Annotated in this window: 11 protein-coding genes; 10 read left to right on the top strand and 1 reads right to left on the bottom strand. The window is 69.4% G+C overall.

Annotated features, from left to right (window positions below):
• Both J7E87_RS14630 and J7E87_RS14625 read left to right on the top strand, forming a co-directional pair.
• On the top strand, nucleotides 1-1,340 hold a 1,340-nt coding region (locus J7E87_RS14630), incomplete at its 5' end, for an SUKH-4 family immunity protein (RefSeq protein ID WP_215093866.1).
• A 201-nt stretch (nucleotides 1,341-1,541) separates the two neighbouring features.
• Nucleotides 1,542-2,432 carry a cellulose-binding protein gene (locus J7E87_RS14625; protein ID WP_215093864.1) on the top strand — a complete coding sequence of 297 codons (891 nt, stop codon included), beginning with the start codon at nucleotides 1,542-1,544 and terminating at the stop codon, nucleotides 2,430-2,432.
• Nucleotides 2,433-2,439: 7 nt separating this feature from the next.
• Here the strand turns inward: J7E87_RS14625 and J7E87_RS14620 are convergent, their stop codons facing one another.
• Nucleotides 2,440-3,915: an MFS transporter gene (locus J7E87_RS14620; protein ID WP_374195172.1), complete on the bottom strand. Its 1,476-nt coding sequence runs from the start codon at nucleotides 3,913-3,915 to the stop codon at nucleotides 2,440-2,442.
• A 589-nt stretch (nucleotides 3,916-4,504) separates the two neighbouring features.
• Between J7E87_RS14620 and J7E87_RS14615 the strand changes: the two genes are divergently transcribed.
• From J7E87_RS14615 to J7E87_RS14580, 8 genes are all read left to right on the top strand, one after another.
• The gene (locus J7E87_RS14615) at nucleotides 4,505-5,293 is read left to right on the top strand and encodes an ABC transporter ATP-binding protein (protein ID WP_215093860.1); all 789 of its coding nucleotides are present in this window, start codon (nucleotides 4,505-4,507) and stop codon (nucleotides 5,291-5,293) included.
• Complete coding sequence (locus J7E87_RS14610) at nucleotides 5,290-7,860, top strand: ABC transporter permease (RefSeq protein ID WP_215093858.1); 2,571 nt, start codon at nucleotides 5,290-5,292, stop codon at nucleotides 7,858-7,860. The genes J7E87_RS14615 and J7E87_RS14610 overlap by 4 nt, the downstream gene beginning before the upstream one ends.
• A 1,165-nt stretch (nucleotides 7,861-9,025) precedes the next feature.
• Entirely contained in the window at nucleotides 9,026-12,556 is a 3,531-nt protein-coding gene (mfd, locus tag J7E87_RS14605) for a transcription-repair coupling factor (RefSeq protein WP_215093856.1), read from the top strand.
• Between the two features lie 292 nt (nucleotides 12,557-12,848).
• On the top strand, nucleotides 12,849-13,634 hold the full coding sequence (locus J7E87_RS14600) for an HNH endonuclease family protein (RefSeq protein ID WP_215093854.1): 786 nt from the start codon (nucleotides 12,849-12,851) through the stop codon (nucleotides 13,632-13,634).
• A gap of 279 nt (nucleotides 13,635-13,913) precedes the next feature.
• Complete coding sequence (locus J7E87_RS14595; protein ID WP_215093852.1) at nucleotides 13,914-14,231, top strand: hypothetical protein; 318 nt, start codon at nucleotides 13,914-13,916, stop codon at nucleotides 14,229-14,231.
• On the top strand, nucleotides 14,228-14,842 hold the full coding sequence (locus tag J7E87_RS14590; protein ID WP_215093850.1) for a BMP family ABC transporter substrate-binding protein: 615 nt from the start codon (nucleotides 14,228-14,230) through the stop codon (nucleotides 14,840-14,842). Before J7E87_RS14595 ends, J7E87_RS14590 begins: the two co-directional genes overlap by 4 nt.
• Before the next feature lie 235 nt (nucleotides 14,843-15,077).
• Nucleotides 15,078-25,685: a LamG-like jellyroll fold domain-containing protein gene (locus tag J7E87_RS14585; RefSeq protein ID WP_251017426.1), complete on the top strand. Its 10,608-nt coding sequence runs from the start codon at nucleotides 15,078-15,080 to the stop codon at nucleotides 25,683-25,685.
• Nucleotides 25,664-26,143, top strand: a complete 480-nt coding sequence (locus J7E87_RS14580) for a hypothetical protein (protein ID WP_215093846.1) — start codon at nucleotides 25,664-25,666, stop codon at nucleotides 26,141-26,143. Before J7E87_RS14585 ends, J7E87_RS14580 begins: the two co-directional genes overlap by 22 nt.
• Nucleotides 26,144-26,390 lie beyond the last annotated feature (247 nt).

The raw sequence follows: 26,390 nt of genomic DNA, 5'->3' as shown, positions 1-26,390 counted from the left end.
GTGCTCCGCAGCCTCCTGGTCCGCCCGGCCCGCCCGGTGGCACGCCGCCGCCCGGTGGTGGCGCGCACCATGCCGCGACGATGCTGGCGGACCCGAGCCGGCTGGGCGGCCCCGGTGCGCCGCAGCCCCCCGGTCCGCCCGGCGCTCCCCGGGCACCGGGGCCGCCCGGTGGTGCGCCGACGCCTCCGGGTCCCCCCGGTACGCCCGGTGGCGGCGTGCACCATGCCGCGACCATGCTCGCCGGACCCGCCCAGATGGGCCCCGGCGCGCAACAGCCTCCCGGCCCGCCCGGCCCGCCGCCGGGTCCCGTACAGCATGCGCCGCAGCCGCCCGCGTACGGCTATCCGCAGCAGCCGCCGTCCGGCATGCCGACCGTCGGCCCCGGCTACCAGGCCGTTCTGCGCTACCGCGCGCCCGACGGCTCCGAGGCCCAGCTGATCCGCCGCTCGGCGCCCGGCACTCCGCACCCGGAGTGGCAGATCCTGCATGAGCTGCGCGCCATGAACGTGCCGCCGCAGCAGGTGCTGGAGCTGCACACCGAGCTGGAGTCGTGCGAGCTGCCCGGCGGCTACTGCGCCCGGATGATCCGGGAGACCTGGCCGCAGGTGCGGATCACCTCCGTCGCCCCGTACGGCAGGGATCACGCCAGCCGGCAGCAGGGTATGCAGCATCTGCTCACCCACCAGGGCGAGTTGCACCAGGTCGCGGACGGCCCGGCGCGCCCCGCCCCGATGCGGGCGCCGCTGCCGCAGGTGGCGCCTGCCCCGCCGATCCCTCCGGAGGGGGTCGCGCAGGAACTGGTGGGCGCGTTCGGGCCGCAGGGCATCTGCCGGTTCGACCAGCGGGCCGTCTCGCGTCAGGGAGTGCCGGACACTGTCGCGGCCACGCTGGTGTGGGCGGGGCTGCCGGGCGACTTCAACCCGTTCTTCTGGGCGCAGCCCGCCCAGCCGGTCGTCCCGACCCTCGCGGAACTCGCGGCGCAGCGGCAGATTCAGCCCGCCTCCGACGCGGGTTCGTACCTCGTGGTGGGCAGCGACTTCGGCCGGGCGATCTGCGTCCAGTACGGCACGGCGCACATCGTGGCGGTGCCGGTGGAGGCGGGCCCGGGCGGTCAGCCGGTGGCGCCGCAGTTCGTGAACAGCGGGCTGCCGGAGTTCACCCGCTGCCTCGCGCTGCTCGGCCGGATGTGGCGGCTGCGCTTCGGGCTCAACCCGGAGCAGGCCGGCCGCTGGACGGTCGACTTCCAGGCGCAGCTCGCCGCGCTGGACCCGGCGGCGCTGGCGTCGCCGGAGAGCTGGTGGTCGGTGCTGCTCGAGCAGATGTGGGACGGCCTGCTGTAGCGCCGTACGTGACGAATCACCGGGGCGCCCGGCCCGCACATCAGGCCGGGCGCCCCGTCGTTTCTCCCTATTCCGACTTCTTTCGCAAAGTGCCGCTTACCTGACCGATGTGCATGGGTGGAGTGTCGCGTTTTGGGCACTTCACTTTGGTCCGGGAGGATGTGCCCCAATCGCGTTGTGTGTCGGAGAGGGGCTTGAAGGATGAGTGCTGCGTCGGGGTCACCTCATGGATTCACCGCCGTACGTGGCCGTGGCTACCGGGCGGAGGAGACCGACGCCTATGTCACCTCCCTGTCCCGGGACCGCGACGACGCCTGGGAACGCGCCGCGCGCCTCACCGTCCTCGCGAGGGAGATGGAAGCGGAGGCGGCCGGCCTGCGCGAGAAGGTGGCGGCGCTCGCCCCGCAGACGTACGAGGCACTCGGCCGGCGCGCCGAGTATCTGCTGGCGCTGGCCCTCGAGCAGTCCGAGGAACTGCGGGCCACGTCCCAGGAAGAGGCCCGAGCCCTGATCGACGCGTCCGGCGCGGCCGCCCGCCAGGCGCGCGACGAGGCTCGCGACTACGCCGGTTCGGTACGGGCGGACGCCGAGGCGCGGGCCCAGCAGATCCTCCTGGCCGCGCAGGCGACGGCGGACGAGACCCGTATCGAGGCCCGCCGCGAGGTCAAGGAGCGGCGCGGCGAGGCCGTCGCCGCGGGCAAGGAGATGCGCCTGCGCGCCGAGAGGGCGCTGGCCGAGCTGCAGACGGAGCAGGCCGCCCGCTGGGAGGCGGTGGAGCGCGAACTGGCGGACCGCGAAGCCCAGTTGGACGCCCGCCACGCCGAACTCATCGCCCACGCGGAAGCCTGCCTCGCGGAGGCCAAGTGCACCCTCGCGGAGGCGGAGGAGGGCACCCGCCACGGCCAGGAGGACGCGGAGGCCCGAGCCGCCGAGTTGTTCGCCGAGGCCCGGGCATGCGCGGAGCGGATCGCGCGCGAGACGGAGCGGCTGTTGCGGGAACACGATGAGTCCCGCGAGGAGATGGAGGCGCACATGACGCACATCAGCAACAGCCTGGCGGCCCTGACGGGCCGCGCGGCGGCGGAGGGCTGACAGCCGGTCAGTTGTGTTCTCCGAGTACGGGGAAGCGACGCGGGGCGACGAAGAGCAGCGCCAGCAGGGCCAGTGCGGCAGCCCCCGCCGCACCCACGTAGACGTAGTCGACCGCAGTCGCGACCGCGCGCCGCAGGTTGTCCGCCGACTCGGCCGTCGCCAGTGTGCGCGCCACCGAGTCGAGGTCGCCGCCGCCGAGGCGGGCCACCAGTACTCCGTTCGCGATCGCGCCGAAGAGGGCCGCGCCCACACTCTGGCCGACCTGGCGGCAGAAGAGGACGGACGCGGTTGTCGTACCCCGCTCCGACCAGGGGACCGTCGACTGGACGCCGACGATCAGGGGGAGTTGGAAGAGGCCGAGCGCCGCGCCGAGGAGGAGCATGATCAGGGCCGGTTGCCATGGTTCGGCGGGGTGGGGGAGCAGCGGGAAGGCCAGCAGGATCAGCATCGCGAGGGTGATCCCGACGATCGCGGTGAGCCGGAAGCCGATCCGTGTGTAGACCCGGTTCGACAGCGCCGCCGAGATCGGCCAGCTCAGTGTCATGACGGAGAGTACGAAGCCCGCGGCGATCGGCCCGAGGCCGAGCACCGACTGCGCGTACGTCGGCAGGAACACGGTCGGGGCCACCATGAGCAGGCCCAGCGCCCCGAGTGCCAGATTGACCGCGGCGATTGTGCGGCGGCGCCAGACCCAGCCGGGGATGATCGGCTCCGCGGCCCGCCGTTCGATGACGACGGTCACCGCGAGGAGGACCGCGCTGCCACCGAGCAGCGCGAGCGACGGGGTGGAGAGCCACGGCCAGGCGATGCCGCCCTGCACGAGCGCGAAGAGCAGCAGGCTGCCGGTGAGGAAGACGGCCAGTGCGCCGGGCCAGTCGATACGGGGGCGGGGGCCCCGTTCCCGTACCGGCTCGGTGAGATGGCGGGCGACCAGCCACAGAGCCACCGCCCCGACCGGCAGGTTGATCAGGAAGATCCAGCGCCAGTCGGCGTACCCGGCGAGCAGCCCGCCGACGGCCGGACCCGCCACCGCCGAGACCGCCCACACCGTGGACAACTTCGCCTGGATCTTGGGGCGTTCCTTGAGCGGGTAGAGGTCGGCGGCGATGGTCTGCACCGTGCCCTGGAGCGCCCCGCCGCCCAGGCCCTGCACGACCCGGAAGGCGATCAGCGCGGCCATGTTCCAGGCCGCGGCGCACAGCAGCGAGCCGGCCAGGAAGAGGATGATGCCGGCGATCAGGACCGGCTTGCGGCCGAAGGTGTCGGAGAGTTTCCCGTAGACGGGGAGCGAGACGGTGACGGCGAGCAGATAGCCGGAGAAGAGCCAGGAGAAGACCGAGAACCCGCCGAGGTCGCCGACGATCTGCGGTACGGCGGTGGAGACGATGGTGCCGTCCAGCGCGGCGAGCGCCATGCCGAGCATGAGGGCGGCGACGACCGGGCCGCGGCGTTCGCGCGGGGCGGTTGCCGCGGATGCCTTCAACGCGGATGCCTTCAACGCAGCTGCCCCGGATGCAGATGCTGCGGATGCCCCCGATGCAGATGCCGCGGTTGCCCCCGATGCGGATGCTCCGGACGCGTCGTTTGCCTCCGACGCGGATGCCTTGGACGTCTCTGACGCCGCGGTCGCCGACCCGCTCGCAGACCCGCTCGCCGCCCCGGACGACTCACCGTCGGCGCTGCCGGCGCCTGTGCTGCCCGTACTGCCGCCCGTGGCGCTCACCCCTGAATCCTTTCCCCATGCATCTATTTCCCGGGCCAGCCTCTCACTTGAGCCTCACGCGGGGGGAGGGGGCAGGCTCGACCCGTGCCGGTCCGCCCGGAGGTGGAGTCCCCCTAGGGGCTCCTCCTTACTGATGGCCAGGGGTGGTTCGTTCCGGGGGACGACGAGGTGGCGGGCATCGATTCCTTAGCTTGGTCTTACGGCCGCAGCTGAGGCCCGCGCCACCGGGGGGTGGGGAAAACCCCCGGTTCAAGACTGCGCTGCGCACCAGCGCGCCGGACCGCTTCCGCCGACAGACTCGAATCCGTACGCGGCGACACCCGCTTAGCACTGACTTAGGAGACATACCGTGACAACGGCTGTGACCATTCCCCGGCATGGGGACACCGGAGGGCGTACGGCCGTCGCCGCGCGAGGGCGGCAGGTCGTCAAGGCCTACGGCTCCGGGGAGACCCGCGTCGTCGCGCTCGACCATGTCGACGTCGACATCGCCCGCGGGCAGTTCACCGCGATCATGGGCCCTTCCGGGTCCGGCAAGTCGACGCTGATGCACTGCCTGGCCGGCCTCGACACCGTCACGTCGGGCGAGATCTACCTCGACGAGACCGAGATCACCAAGCTCAAGGACAAGAAGCTCACGCAGCTGCGCCGGGACCGGATCGGCTTCATCTTCCAGGCCTTCAACCTGCTGCCGACGCTCAACGCCCTGGAGAACATCACGCTTCCCATGGACATCGCCGGCCGTAAGCCGGACTCGGCGTGGCTGAACCGGGTCGTCGAGACGGTCGGCCTCATCGACCGCCTCAAGCACCGGCCCACCCAGCTCTCCGGCGGCCAGCAGCAGCGGGTCGCCGTGGCCAGGGCGCTCGCCGCCCGACCCGAGATCATCTTCGGCGACGAGCCGACCGGAAACCTCGACTCCCGTGCGGGCGCCGAGGTGTTGGGCTTCCTGCGCCGCTCGGTCGACGAGCTGGGCCAGACCATCGTGATGGTCACGCACGACCCGGTGGCAGCCTCGTACGCGGACCGTGTCCTCTACCTCGCCGACGGCCGGATCGTCGACGAGATGCTCCGGCCGACCGCCGACGCCGTTCTCGACCGTATGAAGGACTTCGACGCGCGGGGGCGGACGTCGTGACTGTGTGGAAGACCTCGATGCGCAACTTCCTCGCGCACAAGGGGCGAATGGCGCTCTCGGCCGTGGCGGTGCTGCTGTCGGTGGCCTTTGTGTCGGGGACGCTCGTCTTCACCGACACGATGAACACGACGTTCGACAAGCTCTTCGCCGCGACCGCGTCCGATGTCTCCGTCAGCCCCAAGGGCTCCGGCGACGACGACAACCCGGGGACCGGCAAGCCCGAGTCGCTGCCCGCCTCGCTCGTCGAGAAGGTGGCGAAGGCCGACGGCGTGAAGTCCGCCCAGGGCGCGGTCTCCAGCATGAGCGTGACGGTCGTCAACTCCAAGAACAAGGACATGGGTTCCAGCAGCGGCGCTCCCACGATCGCCGGCAACTGGACCGAGAACGCCCTCAAGTCGATGGAAATCACCTCCGGCCACGCACCGCGCGGCCCCACCGAGGTGATGGTCGACGCCGACACCGCCGAGAAGCACGGCCTGCGGCTCGGTGACGAACTGCGCACCATCGCCGTCACCGGCGACCTCACCGCCAAGATCTCCGGCATAGCCTCCTTCAAGGTCACCAACCCGGGTGCGGCCATCGTCTACTTCGACACCGCCACCGCGCAGCGTGAACTGCTCGGCAAGGAAGGCCTCTTCACCCATATTTCCGTCACCGGCACCGATGGCGTGAGCGACGAACAGCTCAAGCGGAACGTCGCCGCGACCCTCGACGGGCCCTTCAAGCTGCAAACGGCGAAGGAAGCGGCCGACGCGGGCCGCGAGGAGGTCGGCTCCTTCCTCGGCGTGATGAAGTACGCGATGCTCGGCTTCGCCGGTATCGCGCTCCTCGTGGGCATCTTCCTGATCGTCAACACCTTCTCGATGCTCGTCGCTCAGCGCACCCGCGAGATCGGCCTGATGCGGGCCATCGGCTCGAGTCGCAAGCAGATCAACCGTTCCGTGCTCGTGGAGGCGCTGCTGCTCGGCATCGTCGGCTCGATCGCGGGGGTCGCCGCCGGCGTGGGCCTGGCCGTCGGCCTGATGAAGCTCATGGGCTCCATGGGCATGCAGCTGTCCACCCAGGACCTGACCGTGAAGTGGACCACCCCGGTGGTCGGACTCGTGCTGGGCATCGTCGTCACCGTTGTCGCCGCGTATGTCCCGGCCCGCCGGGCCGGCAAGGTCTCCCCGATGGCCGCACTGCGCGACGCCGGTACGCCGGCGGACGGCAGGGCCGGCTGGATCCGGGCCGGGATCGGCCTCCTCCTCACGGCGGCCGGCGCTGCCGCGCTCCTGGTCTCCACTCAGGCCGACAAGGCGAGCGAGGGCTCGATGTTCCTCGGCCTGGGCGTGGTGCTCTCGCTCATTGGCTTCGTGGTCATCGGCCCGCTGCTCGCGGGCGTCGTGGTGCGGGTGATCAGCGTGGTCGTCCTGCGGATGTTCGGCCCGGTCGGGCGGCTCGCGGAGCGCAACGCGCTGCGCAACCCGCGCCGCACGGGAGCGACCGGCGCCGCCCTGATGATCGGGCTCGCCCTGGTGGCGTGCCTGTCGGTGGTCGGCTCCTCCATGGTCGCGTCGGCGACGGACGAACTCGACAGGTCGGTCGGCGCGGACTTCATCGTCCAGTCGGGCAAGGGCCAGCTGATCATGCCGCAGGTCGAGAAGGCGCTGAAGTCGGCCCCGCACATCGAGCACGTCACCAGCTACAAGGGTGTGGAGGCGAAGCTGACCGCGCCCGGCGGCAAGGCGGAGGACGAGGAAATCGTCGCCGCCGACCCGACGTACGCGCAGGATCTGCGCCGGGAGACCGTCGCGGGCGAGCTCTCGGCGGCGTACGGCAAGAACGCGATGTCGGTGGGCGAGGCCTACGCCAAGAGGCACGGCGTCAAGGTCGGCGACACGATCAAGGTCGCGTTCAAGCACGGCCGGACCGCCGGGCTGAAGCTCGCGGCGATCACCTCCGACGACGGGAACGTCGACAAGGGCGCGATGTACACCAACATCACGACTGCCGCGCAGTACGTCCCCGCCGACAAGATGCCGCAGAACATGATCATGTTCGCGAAGGCGGAGGACGGCAAGGAGAAGGAGGCGTACGCGGCGCTCAAGGCGTCGGTCGCCGAGTACCCGCAGTACAAGGTGCAGAACCAGACCGACTTCAAGCAGGACCTCAAAGACCAGATCGGCCAGCTGCTGAACATCGTCTACGGCCTGCTGGCGCTCGCGATCATCGTCGCGGTGCTGGGCGTGGTGAACACCTTGGCTCTGTCTGTGGTCGAGCGGACCCGGGAGATCGGCCTGATGCGCGCGATCGGCCTCTCGCGCCGCCAGCTGCGCCGCATGATCCGCCTGGAATCGGTGGTCATCGCCCTCTTCGGCGCGCTGCTGGGCCTGGGCCTCGGCATGGGCTGGGGCATGACGGCACAGAAACTGCTGGCGCTGGAGGGCCTGGGGGTCCTGGAGATCCCGTGGCCGACGATCCTGACGGTGTTCGTGGGCTCGGCGTTCGTGGGCCTGTTCGCGGCGCTGGTACCGGCGTTCAGGGCGGGCCGGATGAACGTGCTGAACGCGATCGCGACGGAGTAGGGGGACGGCGGCGCGTTACGGCACGGGGGGCCCCGGGGGCGGTTTCGGGTGGCGGCTCAGGCCGGCCGTGGGGTGCGGGCGTCCGCGGTGGGGGGCGCGGGCGTCCGGGGCGGGGGGCGCGGGCGTCCGGGGCGGGGGTCTTGGGGTTGCCCGGTGGCGTGGGGTGCGGGTTCCGGTGGCCCCTCCGGGCTCGACTCCTCGGGGTCGGCGGCGAAACGGGGTTCGTATTGGTCACTGGGTCCGGCCGCCGATCCCCTGCGGGGACGACCCTGCACGGCCCCTCCCCGGCGGCATGCCACAGACCCCGTCACCCCGGTGGCGTGGGGTGCGGGTTCCGGGGCCCCTCCGGGCTCGACTCCTCGGGGTCGGCGGCGAAACGGGGTTCGTATTGGTCACTGGGTCCGGCCGCCGATCCCCTGCGGGGACGACCCTGCACGGCCCCTCCCCGAAGCGATGCCACTGAGGTGCGGGGGCGCCGGGCCTGGGGGTTGCCCGGTGGCGTGGGGTGGGGGTTCCGGGGCCCCTCCGGGCTCGACTCCTCGGGGTCGGCGGCAAAACGGGGTTCGTGTTGATCACCGGGTTCGGCCGCCGATCCCCTGCGGGGACGACCCTGCACGGCCCCTCCCCGACCCGATGTCACAGACCCGGTCGGCCCGAGGGGTAGGCAGCCCGCGTTGGTGCCGGGGGTCGGGCGGCGGGGGTCGCTGGCCCCCGCTTTCGTGGGCCCCCAGGCGTAGCCGGAGCGGTCGGCGGCGTCGGCTCTGCCTTTCTGGGCCGTGCGCAGCTGTCGCGTGGTTTGTCCACCCCCCTTTACCGCGCCGCGAAGCTGCCCCCGCGTTCCCCTTCCCCCCTGTGGGGGGAGGGCGGGGTGAGGGATGAGTCCCGGCCCGCGCCCTGCTTACCCCTCCAGCCGGGATACGCCCACCTCACGCGGCGGAGCCGCAAATGGCCTCGGGCACGCGGCCGGGGGATTGTCCGCCCGCACCCCGCACCCCGCACCCCGCACCCCGCCCACCGCCACCGCCCCCACCGCCCCCACCGCCCCCACCGCGAGGATTCCGGACGCAGCTGTCACAGCCGCGTCGTACGCTGGAGACCCCCGGCCCGTTTGACGTGTCGGGTGGTTCGCGTTGCCCACCCCCCGCCCCCGGATGGAAGCACCTTCATGAGCCTGCACGGTCTGCTCGATGCCGTCGTACGTGACCCGGCGCTTGTCGGCGCGGTGAAGGCTGCCGGCGACGGCCACCGTATGCATGTCGACCTGGTCGGCCCGCCCGCCGCCCGCGCCTTCGCGGTGGCCGCGCTCGCCCGCGAGACCGGGCGGCCGGTGCTGGCCGTCACCGCGACCGGGCGCGAGGCCGAGGACCTGGCGGCGGCGCTGCGCTCGCTGCTGCCCGAGGAGGGCATCGCCGAGTACCCCTCGTGGGAGACGCTGCCGCACGAGCGGCTGTCGCCCCGTTCCGACACCGTGGGCCGCCGACTGGCCGTGCTGCGCAGGCTGGCCCACCCGGAGCAGGACGACCCGGCCGCCGGGCCGGTCTCGGTCGTCGTCGCGCCGGTCCGTTCCGTACTGCAGCCGCAGGTCAAGGGGCTCGGCGACCTGGAGCCCGTGGCGCTGCGCACCGGGCAGCAGGCCGATCTGAACGAGATCGTGGACGGCCTCGCCGCCGCCGCGTACTCCCGGGTCGAACTGGTCGAGAAGCGCGGCGAGTTCGCCGTCCGCGGCGGCATCCTCGATGTCTTCCCGCCCACCGAGGAGCACCCCCTTCGGGTGGAGTTCTGGGGCGACGACGTCGAGGAGATCCGTTACTTCAAGGTCGCCGACCAGCGCTCGCTCGAGGTCGCCGAGCACGGGCTCTGGGCCCCGCCCTGCCGTGAGCTGCTGCTGACCGACGATGTACGGCAGCGGGCCGCGGCCCTCGCCGAGCTCCACCCCGAGCTGGGCGAACTGCTCGGCAAGATCGCCGAGGGAATCGCGGTCGAGGGCATGGAGTCCCTCGCTCCGGTCCTCGTCGACGAGATGGAGCTGCTGCTCGACGTCATGCCGAAGGGCTCGATGGCTGTCGTCTGCGACCCGGAGCGGGTACGGACGCGGGCCGCGGACCTGGTGGCGACGAGCCAGGAGTTCCTGCAGGCGTCCTGGGCGGCGACCGCGGGCGGCGGGGACGCTCCGATCGACCTCGACGCGGCCTCGCTGTGGGGGATCGCGGACGTACGCGACCGGGCGCGCGAGCTCGGCATGATGTGGTGGTCCGTTTCCCCGTTCGCCGCGGACGAGGAACTGTCGGACGACACGATCAAGCTCGGGATGCACGCCACGGAGATGTACCGCGGCGACACGGCCCGCGCGCTCGCCGACACCAAGGGCTGGCTGGCGGACGGCTGGCGCACGCTGTACGTCACCGAGGCGCACGGCCCCGCGGCCCGTACCGTCGAGGTGCTTGGCGGCGAGGGCATCGCCGCCCGCCTGGACGCCGACCTCGCCGAGATCGCCCCGTCCCTCGTCCATGTGGCCTGCGGCTCGATCGACTACGGCTTCATCGACCCTGGCCTCAAGATCGCGGTGCTGACCGAGACCGATCTCTCCGGCCAGAAGGCGGCCGGCAAGGACGGTCAGCGGATGCCGGCCAAGCGCCGCAAGACGATCGACCCGCTCACCCTGGAGACGGGCGACTACATCGTCCACGAGCAGCACGGCGTGGGCCGCTACATCGAGATGGTGCAGCGCACCGTGCAGAACGCGACCCGCGAGTATCTGCTCGTCGAGTACGCCCCCGCCAAGCGCGGCCAGCCCGGCGACCGGCTCTACATCCCTACCGACCAGCTGGAGCAGGTCACCAAGTACGTCGGCGGCGAGGCTCCGACCCTGCACCGGCTCGGCGGCGCCGACTGGACGAAGACCAAGGCGCGCGCGAAGAAGGCGGTCAAGGAGATCGCCGCCGACCTGATCAAGCTGTACAGCGCCCGGATGGCCGCCCCCGGCCATGCCTTCGGCCAGGACACACCCTGGCAGCGGGAGCTGGAGGACGCGTTCCCGTACGTCGAGACGCCCGACCAGCTCTCCACGATCGCCGAGGTCAAGGAGGACATGGAGAAGACGGTCCCGATGGACCGGCTGATCTGCGGCGACGTCGGCTACGGAAAGACGGAGATCGCGGTGCGGGCCGCGTTCAAGGCCGTCCAGGACGGCAAGCAGGTCGCGATCCTGGTGCCGACGACGCTGCTGGTGCAGCAGCACTTCGGCACTTTCTCCGAGCGCTACTCCCAATTCCCGGTGAATGTACGGGCGTTGAGCCGATTCCAGTCGGACGCGGAGGCGAAGGCGACGCTGGAGGGCCTGCGGGACGGCTCGGTCGACATCGTCATCGGCACGCACCGGCTGTTCTCGTCCGAGACCAGGTTCAAGGACCTGGGACTGGTCGTCGTCGACGAGGAGCAGCGCTTCGGCGTCGAGCACAAGGAGCAGCTGAAGAAGCTGCGCGCCAACGTCGACGTACTGACGATGTCCGCGACACCGATCCCCCGCACGTTGGAGATGGCGGTCACCGGCATCCGCGAGATGTCGACCATCACCACGCCGCCGGAGGAGCGCCACCCGGTGCTCACTTTCGTGGGGCCTTACGAGGAGAAGCAGCTGGGCGCGGCGATCCGCCGTGAACTGCTGCGCGAGGGCCAGGTCTTCTACATCCACAACCGCGTGGAGTCGATCGACCGGGCGGCGGCCCGGTTGCGCGACATCGTGCCCGAGGCCCGCATCGCGACCGCCCACGGCCAGATGCCCGAGTCGGCGCTCGAGCAGGTCGTGGTGGACTTCTGGGAGAAGAAGTTCGACGTGCTCGTCTCCACGACGATCGTCGAGTCCGGGATCGACATCTCCAACGCGAACACTCTGATCGTCGAGCGCGGCGACAACTTCGGTCTCTCGCAGCTGCATCAGCTGCGCGGCCGGGTGGGCCGGGGCCGCGAGCGCGGTTACGCCTACTTCCTCTACCCGCCGGAGAAGCCGCTCACCGAGACCGCCCACGAGCGCCTCGCGACGATCGCGCAGCACACCGAGATGGGTGCGGGAATGTATGTCGCGATGAAGGACCTGGAGATCCGCGGCGCGGGCAATCTGCTGGGCGGCGAGCAGTCCGGCCATATCGCGGGCGTCGGCTTCGACCTGTACATCCGCATGGTGGGAGAGGCGGTGGCGGACTACCGCGCCGCGGTCGACGGTGGCGTGGAGGAGGAGCCTCCGCTCGAGGTCAAGATCGAGCTCCCGGTCGACGCGCATGTCCCGCACGACTACGCACCGGGCGAGCGGCTGCGCCTGCAGGCGTACCGCGCGATCGCCTCGGCGAACTCCGAGGAGGACATCAAGGCGGTCCGTGAGGAACTCACCGACCGCTACGGCAAGCTTCCGGAACCGGTCGAGAACCTGCTCCTGGTGGCGGGCCTGCGGATGCTGGCCCGGGCGTGCGGGGTCGGCGAGGTCGTGCTGCAGGGCTCCAACATCCGCTTCGCGCCGGTGGAGTTGAGGGAGTCGCAGGAGCTGCGGCTCAAGCGCCTCCACCCGCGAACGGTCATCAAGCCGGCGGTCCGCCAGATCCTGGTGCCCCGCCCGACGTCGGGCAAGGTCGGCGGGAAGCCCGTGGTGGGGCGGGAACTGCTGGCGTGGACCGGCGAGTTCCTCACGACGATCCTGGGGTCGTGATGGTGTGAGGCGCCCCGTTCGCGGGCCCCGGGGCGTGGCACCGCCCGCGGGGGCCGGCTCGGCTCCGCGGGCGGTGGGTGTGCGTGTGTATCGGTATGTGTGTGTATCGCTGTCGTAATGAGATGCCTTCCGCAGGGGGTCGGGACACTTTCGACGCTACGCGCACCGTCTCCCTCCCGCGCGCCGGAACCTCGCCCGGTCCATGACATAGCGGCGGATGGCAGGGCAAAAGTCAGCAAATGCACCGAATGGCGTTGCTGCGCAGGCCACTTGGGCTCAGTAGGCTACGAAAGTGAACAGACCCGGGGAACGAATATCGCGCGCGCTCGCGGCCGTACTGACGAGTGCGCTCACCGCGGCGCTCCTCACCGGCTGCGACGGCGGGCTCCCGGGTGACGCCAAGCCCTCGGATCCCGGCGCGGGTTCCGCGCCGTCCGCCGCCGGCAGTGGCACCAGCCCGCTGGCCAACCCCGAAGGCACGAAGCCGGGCCTGGCCCCGCTCACCTCCGAGCCGGACAGGGCCGCCGCCCGCCGGTTGATCGAGAAGGTGCCCACCAAGGGCCGCGGCCCCAAGACCGGCTATGACCGCGACCGCTTCGGCTACGCGTGGATGGACACGGCCGACGGCGTCCCGCTGGCGAGGAACGGGTGCGACACCAGGAACGACTTGCTGAAACGTGATGGCCAGAGCATCCAGTTCCGTACCGGTTCCGACTGCGTCGTCGTCTCGATGAACCTGCACGACCCGTACACGGGCAAGGAGATCGCCTGGAAGAAGGCGAAGGCGACCGAGGTCCAGGTAGATCACATGGTGCCGTTGTCGTACGCCTGGCAGATGGGCGCCGCCCGGTGGGACAAGGCCAAGCGACAGCAATTCGCCAACGACCCGCTGAACCTGCTGCCCGTCGACGGCCCGGCCAACAGCTCCAAGAGCGACTCGGGCCCGGCGTCCTGGCTGCCGCCGATCAAGCGGATCCGCTGTTCGTACGCGGTGCGGATCTCCCAGGTCGCGGTCAAGTACGACCTGCCGGTGACGGCGGCGGACAAGAAGTCGATGCTCACGCAGTGCGGCGGATAGCGGCGGTTGGCGTGCGCCCGGTGGAGGCGCCGGGAGCGCTGAGGCCGGTGCGCTGCGACACGGAGCGCGGGTGCGCGGTGATCGTGGAGCCCGACGTGTGGGTGCGGCACCGGGTTTGACGCACGGCCGAGACGCGAAGGAGGCCGCCCTGGGCACCCGGGGTCGGCGGTGTCCGGCGCTGGATGTACGGTACGGCCGTCCTGCCCGTATCCGTACGTACGTTCCCGAGAGGTATCGATTGTGAACCCCGCCGTTGCCGACGTGAGTGCAGCTCACTTGATGAAAAGGGCCGTCCCCGGGTTGCTCCCCAGGATGCTGCTGGCGGCCGTGCCGGTGGTGAGCCTCGGGATGTTGGGCGCGGTGCCCTCGCTCGTCATCGCCTTCCGCCGACGCACGCGCGCCGACTGGCTGGGTGCTGTTCTCTTCACCGCCCTCACCGTCGGCTGGGTACTGCAGGCCGTGCTCACGCCGGAGGACACGCACGGCTGGCAGTTCGCGACCGACCTGCTGCTGCTGTCCCTCTCCACGTTCGGGGCGGCGCTGCACTGTCTGTACGTCCTGTCCGTCCGCAGACCGTTGGCCGGTGAGTCCCGATGAAGACGGTGAAGACGCGGCGTATGTGGCGTCAGGCGAGGGAGCGTCCCGAGTCCGGGCGCGCGGCGCGGCTCGGCAGGGCGCTTGCCGCGGCGGCCGGTTCGCTGCGCGGCCACGCGGGCTGGGCGGCCGGCAGCGCCGCCGTGCTCGTGCTCGGGATGGTGGCCGCCTGGCTGTTCCTCGGCGGCGAGGAGTCCGGGCCGCCCGACCCGAGGGCCCGCCAGTACAAGGAGTTCGACGCCTGTCTGCTGACGGACGAGAAGGGGATCCTGGCGGGCACGCCCGCCGCGCCGGTGTGGGAGGGGATGCAGCAGGCATCCCTGGACACACGGGCCCGGGTCAACTACGTACCTGTCATGGGGGAGCAATCGGCTCAGAACGCCCGCCCGTTCTTCAACAGCCTGATGCAGCGCCAGTGCGAGGTCGTCCTGGCGGTCGGCGCTCCTCAGGTGGAGGTCACAGAGGCCGGGGCGAAGCAGTACCCCAAGGTCCACTTCGTGGTGGTCGACGGCGCCGAGAAGGCCGGAAATATCACTGTCGCGAAGTCCGGTGATGGGCTCAAGGAGACGGTGGCCGAGGCGATCAGACGGGCCGTCAAGACGTCGGTAGGGTAACGCTCAAGCATCGGGTTCCGCGTGTCAGGTAAAGGTCAAATAAAATGATCAATCTGAAGTGGAACTTATGTGCGCTGGTCGTGCAAGCTCGCGAAGCTCTGTAGGTTTCGTGTAAGCAAAGGCTTCGCCCATGCGCGCTCAATGGGTCCGTAGCCCCCGCCTGTTTCCGCTGGGTCGTACCGGCAGACGCAGAGCGAGGGCTACGGCTCTTTCCGTCCTCGTTTTCTTCTCCTGCATGCTCACGACTGAGACAGCGATGGCCGCCGGGGCCACACTGCCGCCGCTGAGAATGCCCGAACTGTCCGTATCCGGTCTGTGGGAATGGGCCAACAAGTCCCCGCTGGACACTCCTGACCAGCAGGGCGGCACCGCCCGTGGCAAGAGCCACCATGCCTCGGCCGAGGCCACCAGCGCCGAGAACGCCGTCGGCCGCAAGCCCGGCAAGGGCAAGGGTGAACTCGACCCGTACAAGCGGTACGTCGACCAGTCCGTGACGGCCACGACCGGACCGGCCCGCGGTACGGCGAAGAGCTTCAACGCCGAGACCAGCAAGCGGGACGCCAAGAAGTCCACGGCGACGTCGGACTACTACGTCAACGCAGACAGTTCCACCACGGTCCGGCACTTCCCCGGCCGCACCAACTTCAAGGGCGACGACGGCACCTGGAAGCCGATCGACACCCGGCTGGTCGAGGACAAGGACGGCAGGCTCCAGGAGCGGTCGAACTCACTCGACGTCGAGTTCGCCCCGAACGCCGCCGATCAGCAGCTCGCGTCCGTGGACTTCGGCTCGGGCCGCAGTCTCGCGTACGCCCTGCGCGACGCCGCGGAGACTGAGCCGTCCCTGGCGGCCAACGGCACAGTGACCTACGCCGCTGTGCTGCCCCACACCGATGTGCAGCTCGTGCCGCTCGCCGAGGGTTTCAAGGAGAACATCGTCCTGCACTCCGCGGACGCGGCGAACTCCTGGACGTTCCCCCTGGACATCAAGGGCCTCACGCCACGCATCGCGGACGACGGCGACGTGGAGTTCACCGACGCGGACGGCAAGGTGACCGCAACCATCCCGCACGCGTTCATGGAGGACTCCAAGGTCGACCCACGCTCCGGCGATGCCGCGCAGTCCCGGGCCCTCCGCTATGAGCTGACCTCCGTGGACGGCGAGCCGGCCCTGCGGCTGACCGCCGACCGGGCGTGGCTGGACGATCCCGAGCGGGACTACCCCGTCACCGTCGACCCGACCGTCACCGCGAGCAACTCCACGTACACGCAGAACACGATCTCCGGTGACCACTCGACCGAGAACCAGATCAAGGTCGGCTCGTACGACTCCGGCACCAACAAGACGAACTCGTTCCTGCAGTTCTCCTCGCTGGGCACCACTCTGAACGGCCAGAAGGTCTCCGCGGCCACCCTCAACGTGTACGCGCTGTGGTCCGCGACCTGCGTCGCGCAGGACTTCTCGGTCCACCCGGTGACGCAGTCGTGGACCCCGTCGGGTGTCACCGCCTACCCGGGCCCGGCCTACGGAGCGGCCATCGGTTCGGCGACCCCGGCGCCCGGAGCCTCCTGCTCCAACACCGACGGCGGTACGGACGTCGGTGTGAAGATGCCGGTGTCCCTCAGCACGAGCTGGTTCACCCAGGTCGCCACCGGCGGCGCCAACTACGGCCTCGCCCTGACCGCGCCGACCACCGACGGCCTGCACTGGAAGAAGTTCCACTCCGACAACTCGGCGACCGCCGCCTGGCGCCCCGCCCTGGACCTGACCTACGCGCCCAACACCACCCCGCAGGTCAACGCTCAGTACCCGCCGGAGAACTTCCAGGCCAACACACTCCAGCCGGAGCTGCTCGTCTACGCCAGCGACGCCGACAAGTGGCCGCAGGCGCTGAAGTACACCTTCGAGGTGTACGACGCGGACAGCGAGAGCACCACCCCGGTCGTCACCTCCGGTGCCACCCCGCTCACCAAGGGCTCCTGGAAGATCCCCGCGGGCAAGCTCAAGTGGAGCAAGAACTACGTCTGGTACGTGGGCGTCAGCGACGGCTTCGAGGAGGTGACGCACTCGAGCCGCTTCGCCACCGCGGTCCCGCAGCCGCCGGTCACCTCGGGCCTGGCCCAGAACACAGACGGCCATGAATTCGACCCCAGCGACGGCAATTACACCACCGAGGACACGGACGCGGACGTACCGGTCGTCGGCCCCTCGCTGGAGATCGACCGCTCGTACAACAGCCTCGACCCGCGCCTCGACAGCGCCTTCGGCGCCGGCTGGTCCACCGTCGTCGACATGAAGGCCGCCGAGACCAAGGACGCCGCCGGCACGGTCACCAGCGTGGTGATCACCTACCCCGGTGGTGAACAGGTCGCTTTCGGCCGCAACACCGACGGCACCTTCGTGCCCCCGCCGGGCCGTTACGCCCGTCTCCAGTCCGTCACCGGCGGCTACACGTTGACCGACAAGGACTTCACGGCCTACAAGTTCGCCACGGCGACCGCGAAGGCAGGAACCTACGCGATCACCAGCATCACGGACTACGCCGGCCGCGCGGAGACGTTCACCTACACCTCCGGCAAGCTCACGAAGATCACGAACACCACGTCCAACCGGTCGCTGACCCTGGTGTGGCAGACCCCGTCCGGCACCACCCTGCCGCACGTCGCCACGGTCACCACCGATCCGTCGACTGCGGGCGACTCCAACACCGCCCAGGAGTGGCGGTACACCTACACCGGTGACCAGCTCACCAAGGTCTGCCCGCCGGCCGACTCGACCAAGTGCACGGTCTACGGCTACGCGACCGGCAACCACTACCGCACCACCGTCCTGGACGCGGACCCGTTCGCGTACTGGCGCCTCGGTGAGGCGGCCGGTGCGACCGTCGCCAAGGACGCGATCGACCTCAACCAGGGCAAGTTCAACGGTCTGTTCCGCAATGTGACCCTGGGCGGCACCGGTCCGCTGGCCGGCTCCACGCAGAAGGCCGCGAGCTTCAACGGCACCACTTCGTACGTCGAGATGCCGAGCGCCCCCGGCGCGACGCCGTCGTACATGTCGGTGTCGCTGTGGTTCAAGACCAGCCAGTCCGGAGGTGTCCTCTTCTACTACGGCGACAAGCCGCTGAGCGGAACCGACCCCGTCGGCACGACCACGAAGAACACCCCCGCGGTGTACGTGGGCACGGACGGCAAGCTCCGCGGCTGCCTCGCCATGTCACCGGGCTGCATGTCGACGATCACCTCCACCGCCTCGGTCAACGACAACCAGTGGCACAACGCCGTCCTGACCGGTGTGGCCAACAGCCAGACCCTCTACCTCGACGGCGTTTCGCAGGGCTCGCTCTCCGGCACCATCAACGACTGGGAGCAGCCGTACATCTCGCTGGGCGCCGGTGTGAACACCGACGGCTGGCCGGCGATGAACGCCAACGACAAGCTCGGGCACTTCGCGGGCCAGATGGCAGAGGTCGCCATCTACTCCGAGCCGCTCGACCCGTCGGTGATCACCGCCCAGTACACGGCGGCCAAGGGGTCCGCCGGGCTGCTCAACCGGATCACCACGCCGGGCGGCAAGACCCAGTCCTCCGTCGTCTACGGCACGACCGACGACCTGGTCCTCCAGGCCACGGACGGCGACGGCGGCACCTGGAAGCTCACCCCGGCCACCGTCACCGGCTCCTCGCAGGTCTACCGCTCAGCCGTGATGGGCTCCGCCCCGTCCGGCTACTGGCGCCTCGACGACACGCAAGGTGCGCCACAGGCGGCCAACGAACTGCACACCGGCTTCGGCACGTACAACACCGTCACGCAGGGGGTGGCGGGTCCGTTCGGCACCGGCGATGTGACGGCGGCGTCCTTCAACGGCACGTCGTCGTACGCGGAGATCCCGTACGCGACGCTGCACGCCAAGCCCAGCCGGTCGGTCGAACTCTGGTTCAAGACCACCAGGGCCGGCGTGATCATGAGCGACCAGTCCCGGGCCCCCAATGACCCGCTGGGCGCCGGCGGCTCCTACTCGCCGCTGCTGTACGTGGCCGCGGACGGGAAGCTGCGCGGCCACTGGTGGAGCGCGTCGGGCAGCGGTATGACCGCCTTCGGTTCCAACACCACGGTCACGGACAACGCCTGGCACCACGCCGTGCTCTCGGCGTCCGGCACCACGCAGACGATGTACCTGGACGGCGTGAAGCAGGCCGACTACACGGGCGCCGCGGGCGACCAGTCGACCACGCGCACCTTTGTCGGAGCGGGCTTCACCAAGAGCTGGATCAGCTCGCCCTCCGACGTCAGCTACTTCACCGGCTCCATCGCCGAGGTCGCGGTCTACCAGACCGGGCTCACCGCGGACCAGGTCGAGCAGCACTGGTCCGCGTACAAGGCGTCCTCCGGCATCGCCCCGGTGCGCACGGTCAATCTCACCGACCCGACCGACAAGACGCTGACGTATGTGTACGACGCGGAGATGGGCAACCGTCTGCTGGCCGCGATCGACACCAACGGCAAGCGGACCACCTACGGCTACGACACGGCGGGCTTCATGCACACCGTGACCGACGCCAATGGCAACCGCAGCATCACCGGCCACGACATCCGCGGCAACACGGTCTCCCAGACCGACTGCCAGGACACCGCGGCCGACAAGTGCGCGACCGAGTACTACACGTACTACCCGGACGCTACAACGGCGTTCCCGCCGATGGACCCGCGCAACGATCTGCCGCTCACCGAGCGGGACGCCCGTTCCTCCGGTCCGACCGACAACGCCTACCTCACCAGCTACACCTATGACACGGCCGGCAACGTCACCTCGGTGACCACCCCGTCCGTGGCCGGTCACCCGGGCGGCCGCACGGCCTCCACGACCTACACCACCACCGCCACCGTGGCGGCGGAGGGCGGCACCGCCAGGGCGCCGGCCGGTCTGGTCGACACGGTGACGACGCCGGGCGGCAAGAAGACGAAGTACACCTACTTCGCCAACGGTGATGCCGCCGTGGTGACCGACGCCAACGGCGCCTTGGCGAAGTCCACGTACGACAACCTCGGCCGGCAGATCACCGAGACCGAGATATCGGACGCCCAGCCGGGCGGACTGACCACCGCGTTCACCTATGACAAGAACGACCAGGTCGCCACCGAGACGAACGCCTCGGTGACCAACCGCGTCACGGGCGCGGTGCACCAGGCCAGGACGACCACGTCGTTCGACGCCGACGGCAACGTCCTGACGCAGACCGTCACCGACCTCACCGGCGGCGACGCGGCCCGTACGACGACGATGACGTACGACGCGTACAACCGCATGGCGACCAGGACGGACCCGGGCGGTGACACCACGTCGTTCGAGTACGACGTCTATGGCAACAAGGTGAAGGAGACGGACCCCGCGGGGACCGTCAACACCTACGCCTTCGACGCCGAGGGGCGTCCGCTCACCACCAGTCTGCTGAACTACACCGGCGACCCGAACAACCCTTCGGCGCCGACCACTCTGGTGCAGGAGTCCCGCGCGTACGACCCGGCGGGCCGGCTCGCGTCGATCACCGACGCGATGGGCTGGGTGACCGCGTACACGTACACCGACGACGGTCTGGCGGCGAGCGTCGTACGCAAGGACCCGGCGAACGGCAAGTCGTTCACCGAGCAGGCCAACACCTACGACATGGCCGGGAACCTGATCAAGCAGGTGACCAACGACGGCGCGACCACGACCACCTTCGCGGTGGACGCGGCAGACCGCACCACGTCGTCGGTGCTCGACCCGAGCGGAGTCAACCGCGCCACCACGGTCTCCTACGACCCGGACGACAATGTCGTGTCGGAGACGGAGAACGACCCGGCGACGGGTGACGTCAGCACGTCGGACACGACGTACGACAACCTCGGAAACGTCACCGGTACCACCGTGCACGACGGCACCACCGCTCCCGTGGCCCGCTACAAGCTCGACGAGACGACGGGGTACTCCGTCGGCGACTCCTCGGGCGCGAACCATACCGGTACCCACGGCACCGGTATGCACTGGAACACCGACCGGGGCGGCAGCGCTGTCTTCGACGGCAACGCCAACTCGTGGGCGCAGACAGATGGATCGGTCGTCAACACCGGCGGCAGCTTCACCGTCTCCGCGTGGGTCAAGCTGAACTCGACGGCGTCGAACTACACGGCGGTCGGCCAGGACGGTGACCACCATTCGGGGTTCTACCTGGGCTATGTCCAGTCGGCGAACAAGTGGGCCATCCGCTTCCCGACCCGCGACGACGCCTCGGGCACCCTCGGCGACCAACTGGTGTACTCCACCGCTGCTCCGGTCACGGGACAGTGGACACACCTGACGTCCGTCTACGACGCCACGACCGCCAAGATCTCGCTGTACGTCAACGGCACCCTCCAGGGCACCGACGACCGCACAGCGCCCTGGTCGGCCAACGGCAATCTGCAGATCGGCCGGGTCAAGTACGCGGGCGCGTACGACGGCTTCTGGCCGGGCGGCATCGACGACGTCCAGGTCTACGGCCAGGCGCTGTCGGCATCGCAGGTATCGGGCGTCCAGGGCGGCACGCTGCCGGCGGCGGGCAGTTCGGTCCGGTCCATGACATGGAAGCTGGACGATCGCGGTCTGCCGGTGTCGTCGACCGACACCAACGGCAACACGACCGACTACGGATACGACGAGGCTGCCCAGCAGACCACCGTCACCGAACCGGCCGTCAACGCGGAGCAGAACGGCGGGACTCCGGTCTCCGTCCGCCCCGTGTCGATGACCGGTTACAACACGTACGGCGAGGCCACCGAGAACTCCGATCCGCTCGGCAATGTCTCGGTCACGGCCTATGACGCCGAGGGCCAGGAGTCCTCGACGACAATGCCCGGCTACACCGCGCCGGGGTCCGCGACGCCGATTACGCCCACGGCCTGGAACGAGTACAACCGCCTCGGCCAGGTCACGGCGGAGGTCGACCCGATGGGCAGCCGCACCACGTACGCGTACACGCAGCTCGGCGATCTGGCCTCGGTCACGGAACCGGGTGGCGGTACGACGACGTACAACTACGACACCAACGGCGACCAGCTGTCGGCGACCCGGCCGAACGGTGCCCGTGAGGAGACCACCTGGGACTACCTGGGGCGCCCGGTCACCAGCACGGACGTCGTACGCCAGCCGACGCAGCGGGCGTTCACGGCCATCAACGAGTACAACGCTCCGGGCGGCGAGCTGTCCCGGACGGTGAGCCCGACCGGTGTGGCGGAGTCGTACAAGTACAACGCGATCGGCGAGACCACCGAGGTCACCGACGGTGCCGGCAACGCGTCCACGTTCACCTATGACATGGACGGCCAGGTCCTCACCACGAGGGGCCCGGACGGCACCAGCAGCAAGAACGCGTACGACGGCTTCGGCCAGCTGGTCACCACCAGTGACCTGGACGCGACCGGCGCGGTGCTGCGCACCAGCAGCGGCACGTACGACCGCGGGGGCAACCCGCTGACGGTGACCGACTTCCGCGGACACACCACCACGATGACCACCGACGCCACAGGTCTGGTCACCAAGGCGGTGCAGCCGGTCTCCGCGACCGAGTCGATCACCGCGACCTTCGGGTACGACGCTGCGGGTAACCGGACGCGTTTCACCGACGGGCGCGGCAATCCGTTCCTGACCACCTACAACAACTGGGGGCTTCCCGAGTCCGTGATCGAGCCGTCCACCCCGGCTCACCCCGATGCGGCGGACCGCACCTTCACCACGGTGTACGACGCCAACGGGCGGCCCGGGGAGCAGCGTTCTCCCGGCGGCGTGGTCACCACCAACGAGTACGACGTCAAGGGCCGCCTGACGACGCAGACCGGTACGGGTGCGGAGGCCGAGACGGTCGCCCACACCTACGCGTACGACTCCGACGACCGGATCACGGCGGTGGCGGGTGCCGGTGAGGAGAAGAACACTTTCACCTACGACGACCGCGGCCTGGTGCTGTCGGCTTCCGGCCCCTCGGGAGACTCGTCCTTCGCCTACGACGGCGACGGCGCGATCACCTCGCGGACCGACGCCTCCGGTACGTCGACCTTCGGCTATGACACCGCAGGTCGGCTGAAGACGGTCAACGACGGTGTCACCGGCTCTGCGATGACCTACGGCTATGACGTCAACAGCCAGGTCACCTCGGTCGACTACGGCGCGGGGAAGTCCAAGCGAGCGTTCAGCTATGACGCTCTGGGGCGGCTGTCCAACGACAAGCTGACCTCACCGACCGGCAATGAACTGTCATCGATCACCTACGGCTACGACGCGAACGACAACGAGACGTCGAAGACCACGTCCGGATTCGCCGGTGCAGGCACCAACACCTACACCTACGACTGGGCGAACCGTCTGGCTTCCTGGAACAACGGGACCGCGACGGAGCAGTACGGCTACGACGCGTCCGGCAACCGGACCCGCGTCGGCGGTGACACCTATACGTACGACGCCCGCAACCGGCTCACGTCGGACGGGCACAGCACGTATGCGTACACCAAGCGCGGCACGATGAGCTCGGTGACGGCCGAGGACGGCACCCAGACGGCCGTCAAGGCCGACGCCTTCAACCGTGTGATCAGCGAAGGCGACCGGACGTACACGTACGACGGTCTGGACCGCGTCCTGAACGCCAGCGACGAGACCGGAAGCCCGCTGCACTCGTTCAAGTACAGCGGTGCCGGCAACGATGTGGCCTCTGACGGTGTGACGTCATACAGCCGCAACGCGGACGGTTCGTTGCTGGGTATCAAGACCGCCGTGTCGGCGGTGCTGGCCATGACGGACATGCACGACGACGTGGTGGGGCAGTTCACCGCCTCCGGTGAGGCGCTGACCGGATCGACGACCTACTCGCCATTCGGCAAGGTCGTCGAGTCGGCGGGCATGCTCGGGCAGCTGGGCTACCAGTCCGGCTGGACCGACCCGGACACGGCCAAGGTCAACATGGCCGCGCGCTGGTACTCACCGGAGACCGGCCAGTTCAACAGCCGGGACACGGTGGGCCTCGACCCGCTCCCGGCCTCGATCACCGCGAACCGCTACGCATACGCGGACGCCAACCCGATGACGGCGACCGACCCGACCGGTCACTGGAGCTTCAGCGGCGCCTGGAAGGCGGTCAAGAAGAAGGTCAAGAAGACCGCCAAGTCGGCCTGGAAGAAGACCAAGAGTGCCGTCAAGAAGGTCGCCAAGGTCGTCAGGAAAGCCGCCAAGAAGATCAAGCGGGCGGTCAGGAAGACGGTGCGGAGGGCCTACCGGGCGGTCCGCAAGACCGTGCGTTACGTCTCCGACAGCGTCAAGAGGGTCAAGAGATACGTCAAACGCACCTATAAACGGGTCAAGCGCTACGTCCACAGGGTCGTCAAGCACGTCAAGAAGACGGTCCGGAAGATAGCCAAGGCCGTCAAACACGTGGCGAGGAAGGTGGTCAAGGCAGCCAAGAAGGTCGGCAGAGCCGTCAAGAAGGCAGCCAAGGCAACAGCCAACTTCGTCAAACAGCATGCGGCGACCATCGCCTCGGTCGCGGTGGGTGTCGTGGTCTTCGCGGGCTGCACCGCCGCCACAGGCGGTGTCGGTGTGATCGCCTGCGGCATGGCAGCCGGTGCGGCCGCCAACGCGGTGGGCTACGCGATGAGTGACGGTCCCAAGTCCGTGGGCGGCTTCCTCGGCGCGGTCGCCATCGGCGCCGCGACCGGAGCGCTCGGCGGCGCTGCCGGCGGCATGGCCGCCGGTGCGGTGGGCCGCCTGCTCGCCGGCGTCGGCGGCAAGGCCCTGAACGGCGCCGCGATGGGTGCCGCGGGCGGTGCCGCGGAAGGCGCGGTCGGCTACGGCGTCTCCTGCGCGGCCAGCGAGGAAGGCTGCAGCGTCAGTGGCGCGGCCAAGGCCACGGCGGTGGGCGCGGCGACGGGCGGCGTCTTCGGCGCGGCGGCGAGCAGGTTCGGCCCCAAGTCGAAGCAGCAGCCGGAGCCCGACGCGAAGCCGTCCGCTCCGCGTCCGACCGGGTGCCGCGTGCGAACTCCGCACAGCTTCACGGGTCTGACCGGCGTGCTGATGGCCAACGGCATTACCAAGCCCATATCCGAGGTCAAGGCCGGGGACTACGTCCTGACGGCCGAGCCCGGTAAGAAGAAGAAGGAGAAGCACCGGGTCAAGGAGGTGATCGTCACCAAGACCGACCGGAACTACGTCGACGTCGTCGTCGCCACGAAGGCCGGTCCGAAGACGATCCAGACCACCAAGCACCACCAGTTCTACGAGGCCAGTCGTGATGCCTGGACCCAGGCGGGCGACCTCAAGGCCGGCCAGAAGCTCCAGAACGGCGAGGGTGCCCTGACGGCCATCGTCGAGGTCAAGTCGTACACGGCGCAGCGCGTCACCTACGACCTGAGCGTCGACCGCCTGCACACGTACTATGTGCTGGCGGGGTCCACGCCGGTCCTCGTTCACAATTGTGGTGGATCACAACCAGGGCACTCCGATCTTTGCAGGTGCGACCCGGAGAAGCCCCGCAGCGAGGTTGTCCTGGACACGGACTCGTTCGAACAGGCCAGAAACCAGGCCCTGGACACCGTGGGGCCCATCGACACCGGTTCGTGGCAGCGTCGGCAGGGGACGATGGAGTCCGCGGTCGACACCTTCGGCAGGGATACCGGGTTCACCGCGACCAGCGGTGGGGAATACAGGTCGTTCCGCCTGGATACCGACGACAGAATCGGCCCGCACATCAATGTGATGACGGGTAAGGGCGCGTCGGTTCGAAAATGGGCGATAAGGTTCCCTGGCGGGAGCATTTCGACGTGGTTGAGGCGGAACGTATGACCGGCGGTAGTTCTTATGGGAGTCATCCGGAATACCTTCCGGACTTCATGAACGACCCCCGTGACGATGACGGCCGGCAGGTGGTGAAGCTGGATCTCGCCGAGAACCGCGCACTGGCGGCAGCGACGCTGAGCAGATTTCCGGCTGCCACCGGCGACGTGATCGACTTCGAGTCCACTCCGTTCGAAGACCGCCTCTGGTGGGACGATGAGGAACACTGGACGAGGATGGCGGCGGAGCTGCTCTCCTCGTACGTACAGCGGGGTGAGCGGATCGCCGTCATCTGGGGCAACTACCTGATGCCGGCCGTGACCATGCCTGCGGATGTCGCGGTGCGACATGCGCGGGACATCCTGGACGCCGGGCCGCACTTCTGGATCCACCCGCTTGGCGGTTCGGTGCTCATCGAATGCCTAATGGATGGACAAGTGACGGTCGTGACGATTCCGTCACGCTAAGTACAGAACCAGCGAGAACGCCCCGCCGAGGAATCGGCGGGGCGTTCTCGCTCGTTTCCACACGTAACGCTGATATTTGATGTGCCGATGGGTGAGTGTGCTGGCATCCGTATGGACAGGGTGGGCCATCTGAAAAGAGGGCGATGCAGACGGATATAGTATCGATTAAGTCTATGAATGACGTGCCATGGGCCTTATAGTCCGGCGGCGAAGGCTGCTAATTCTGAATCGCTGTTTGCGGCCAGGC

Source organism: Streptomyces sp. ISL-1 (assembly GCF_018614585.1).
Taxonomy (GTDB): domain Bacteria; phylum Actinomycetota; class Actinomycetes; order Streptomycetales; family Streptomycetaceae; genus Streptomyces; species Streptomyces maoxianensis.
The sequence above is the reverse complement of the archived record's forward strand: the minus strand, read 5'-3'. Positions and strand labels throughout refer to the sequence as shown.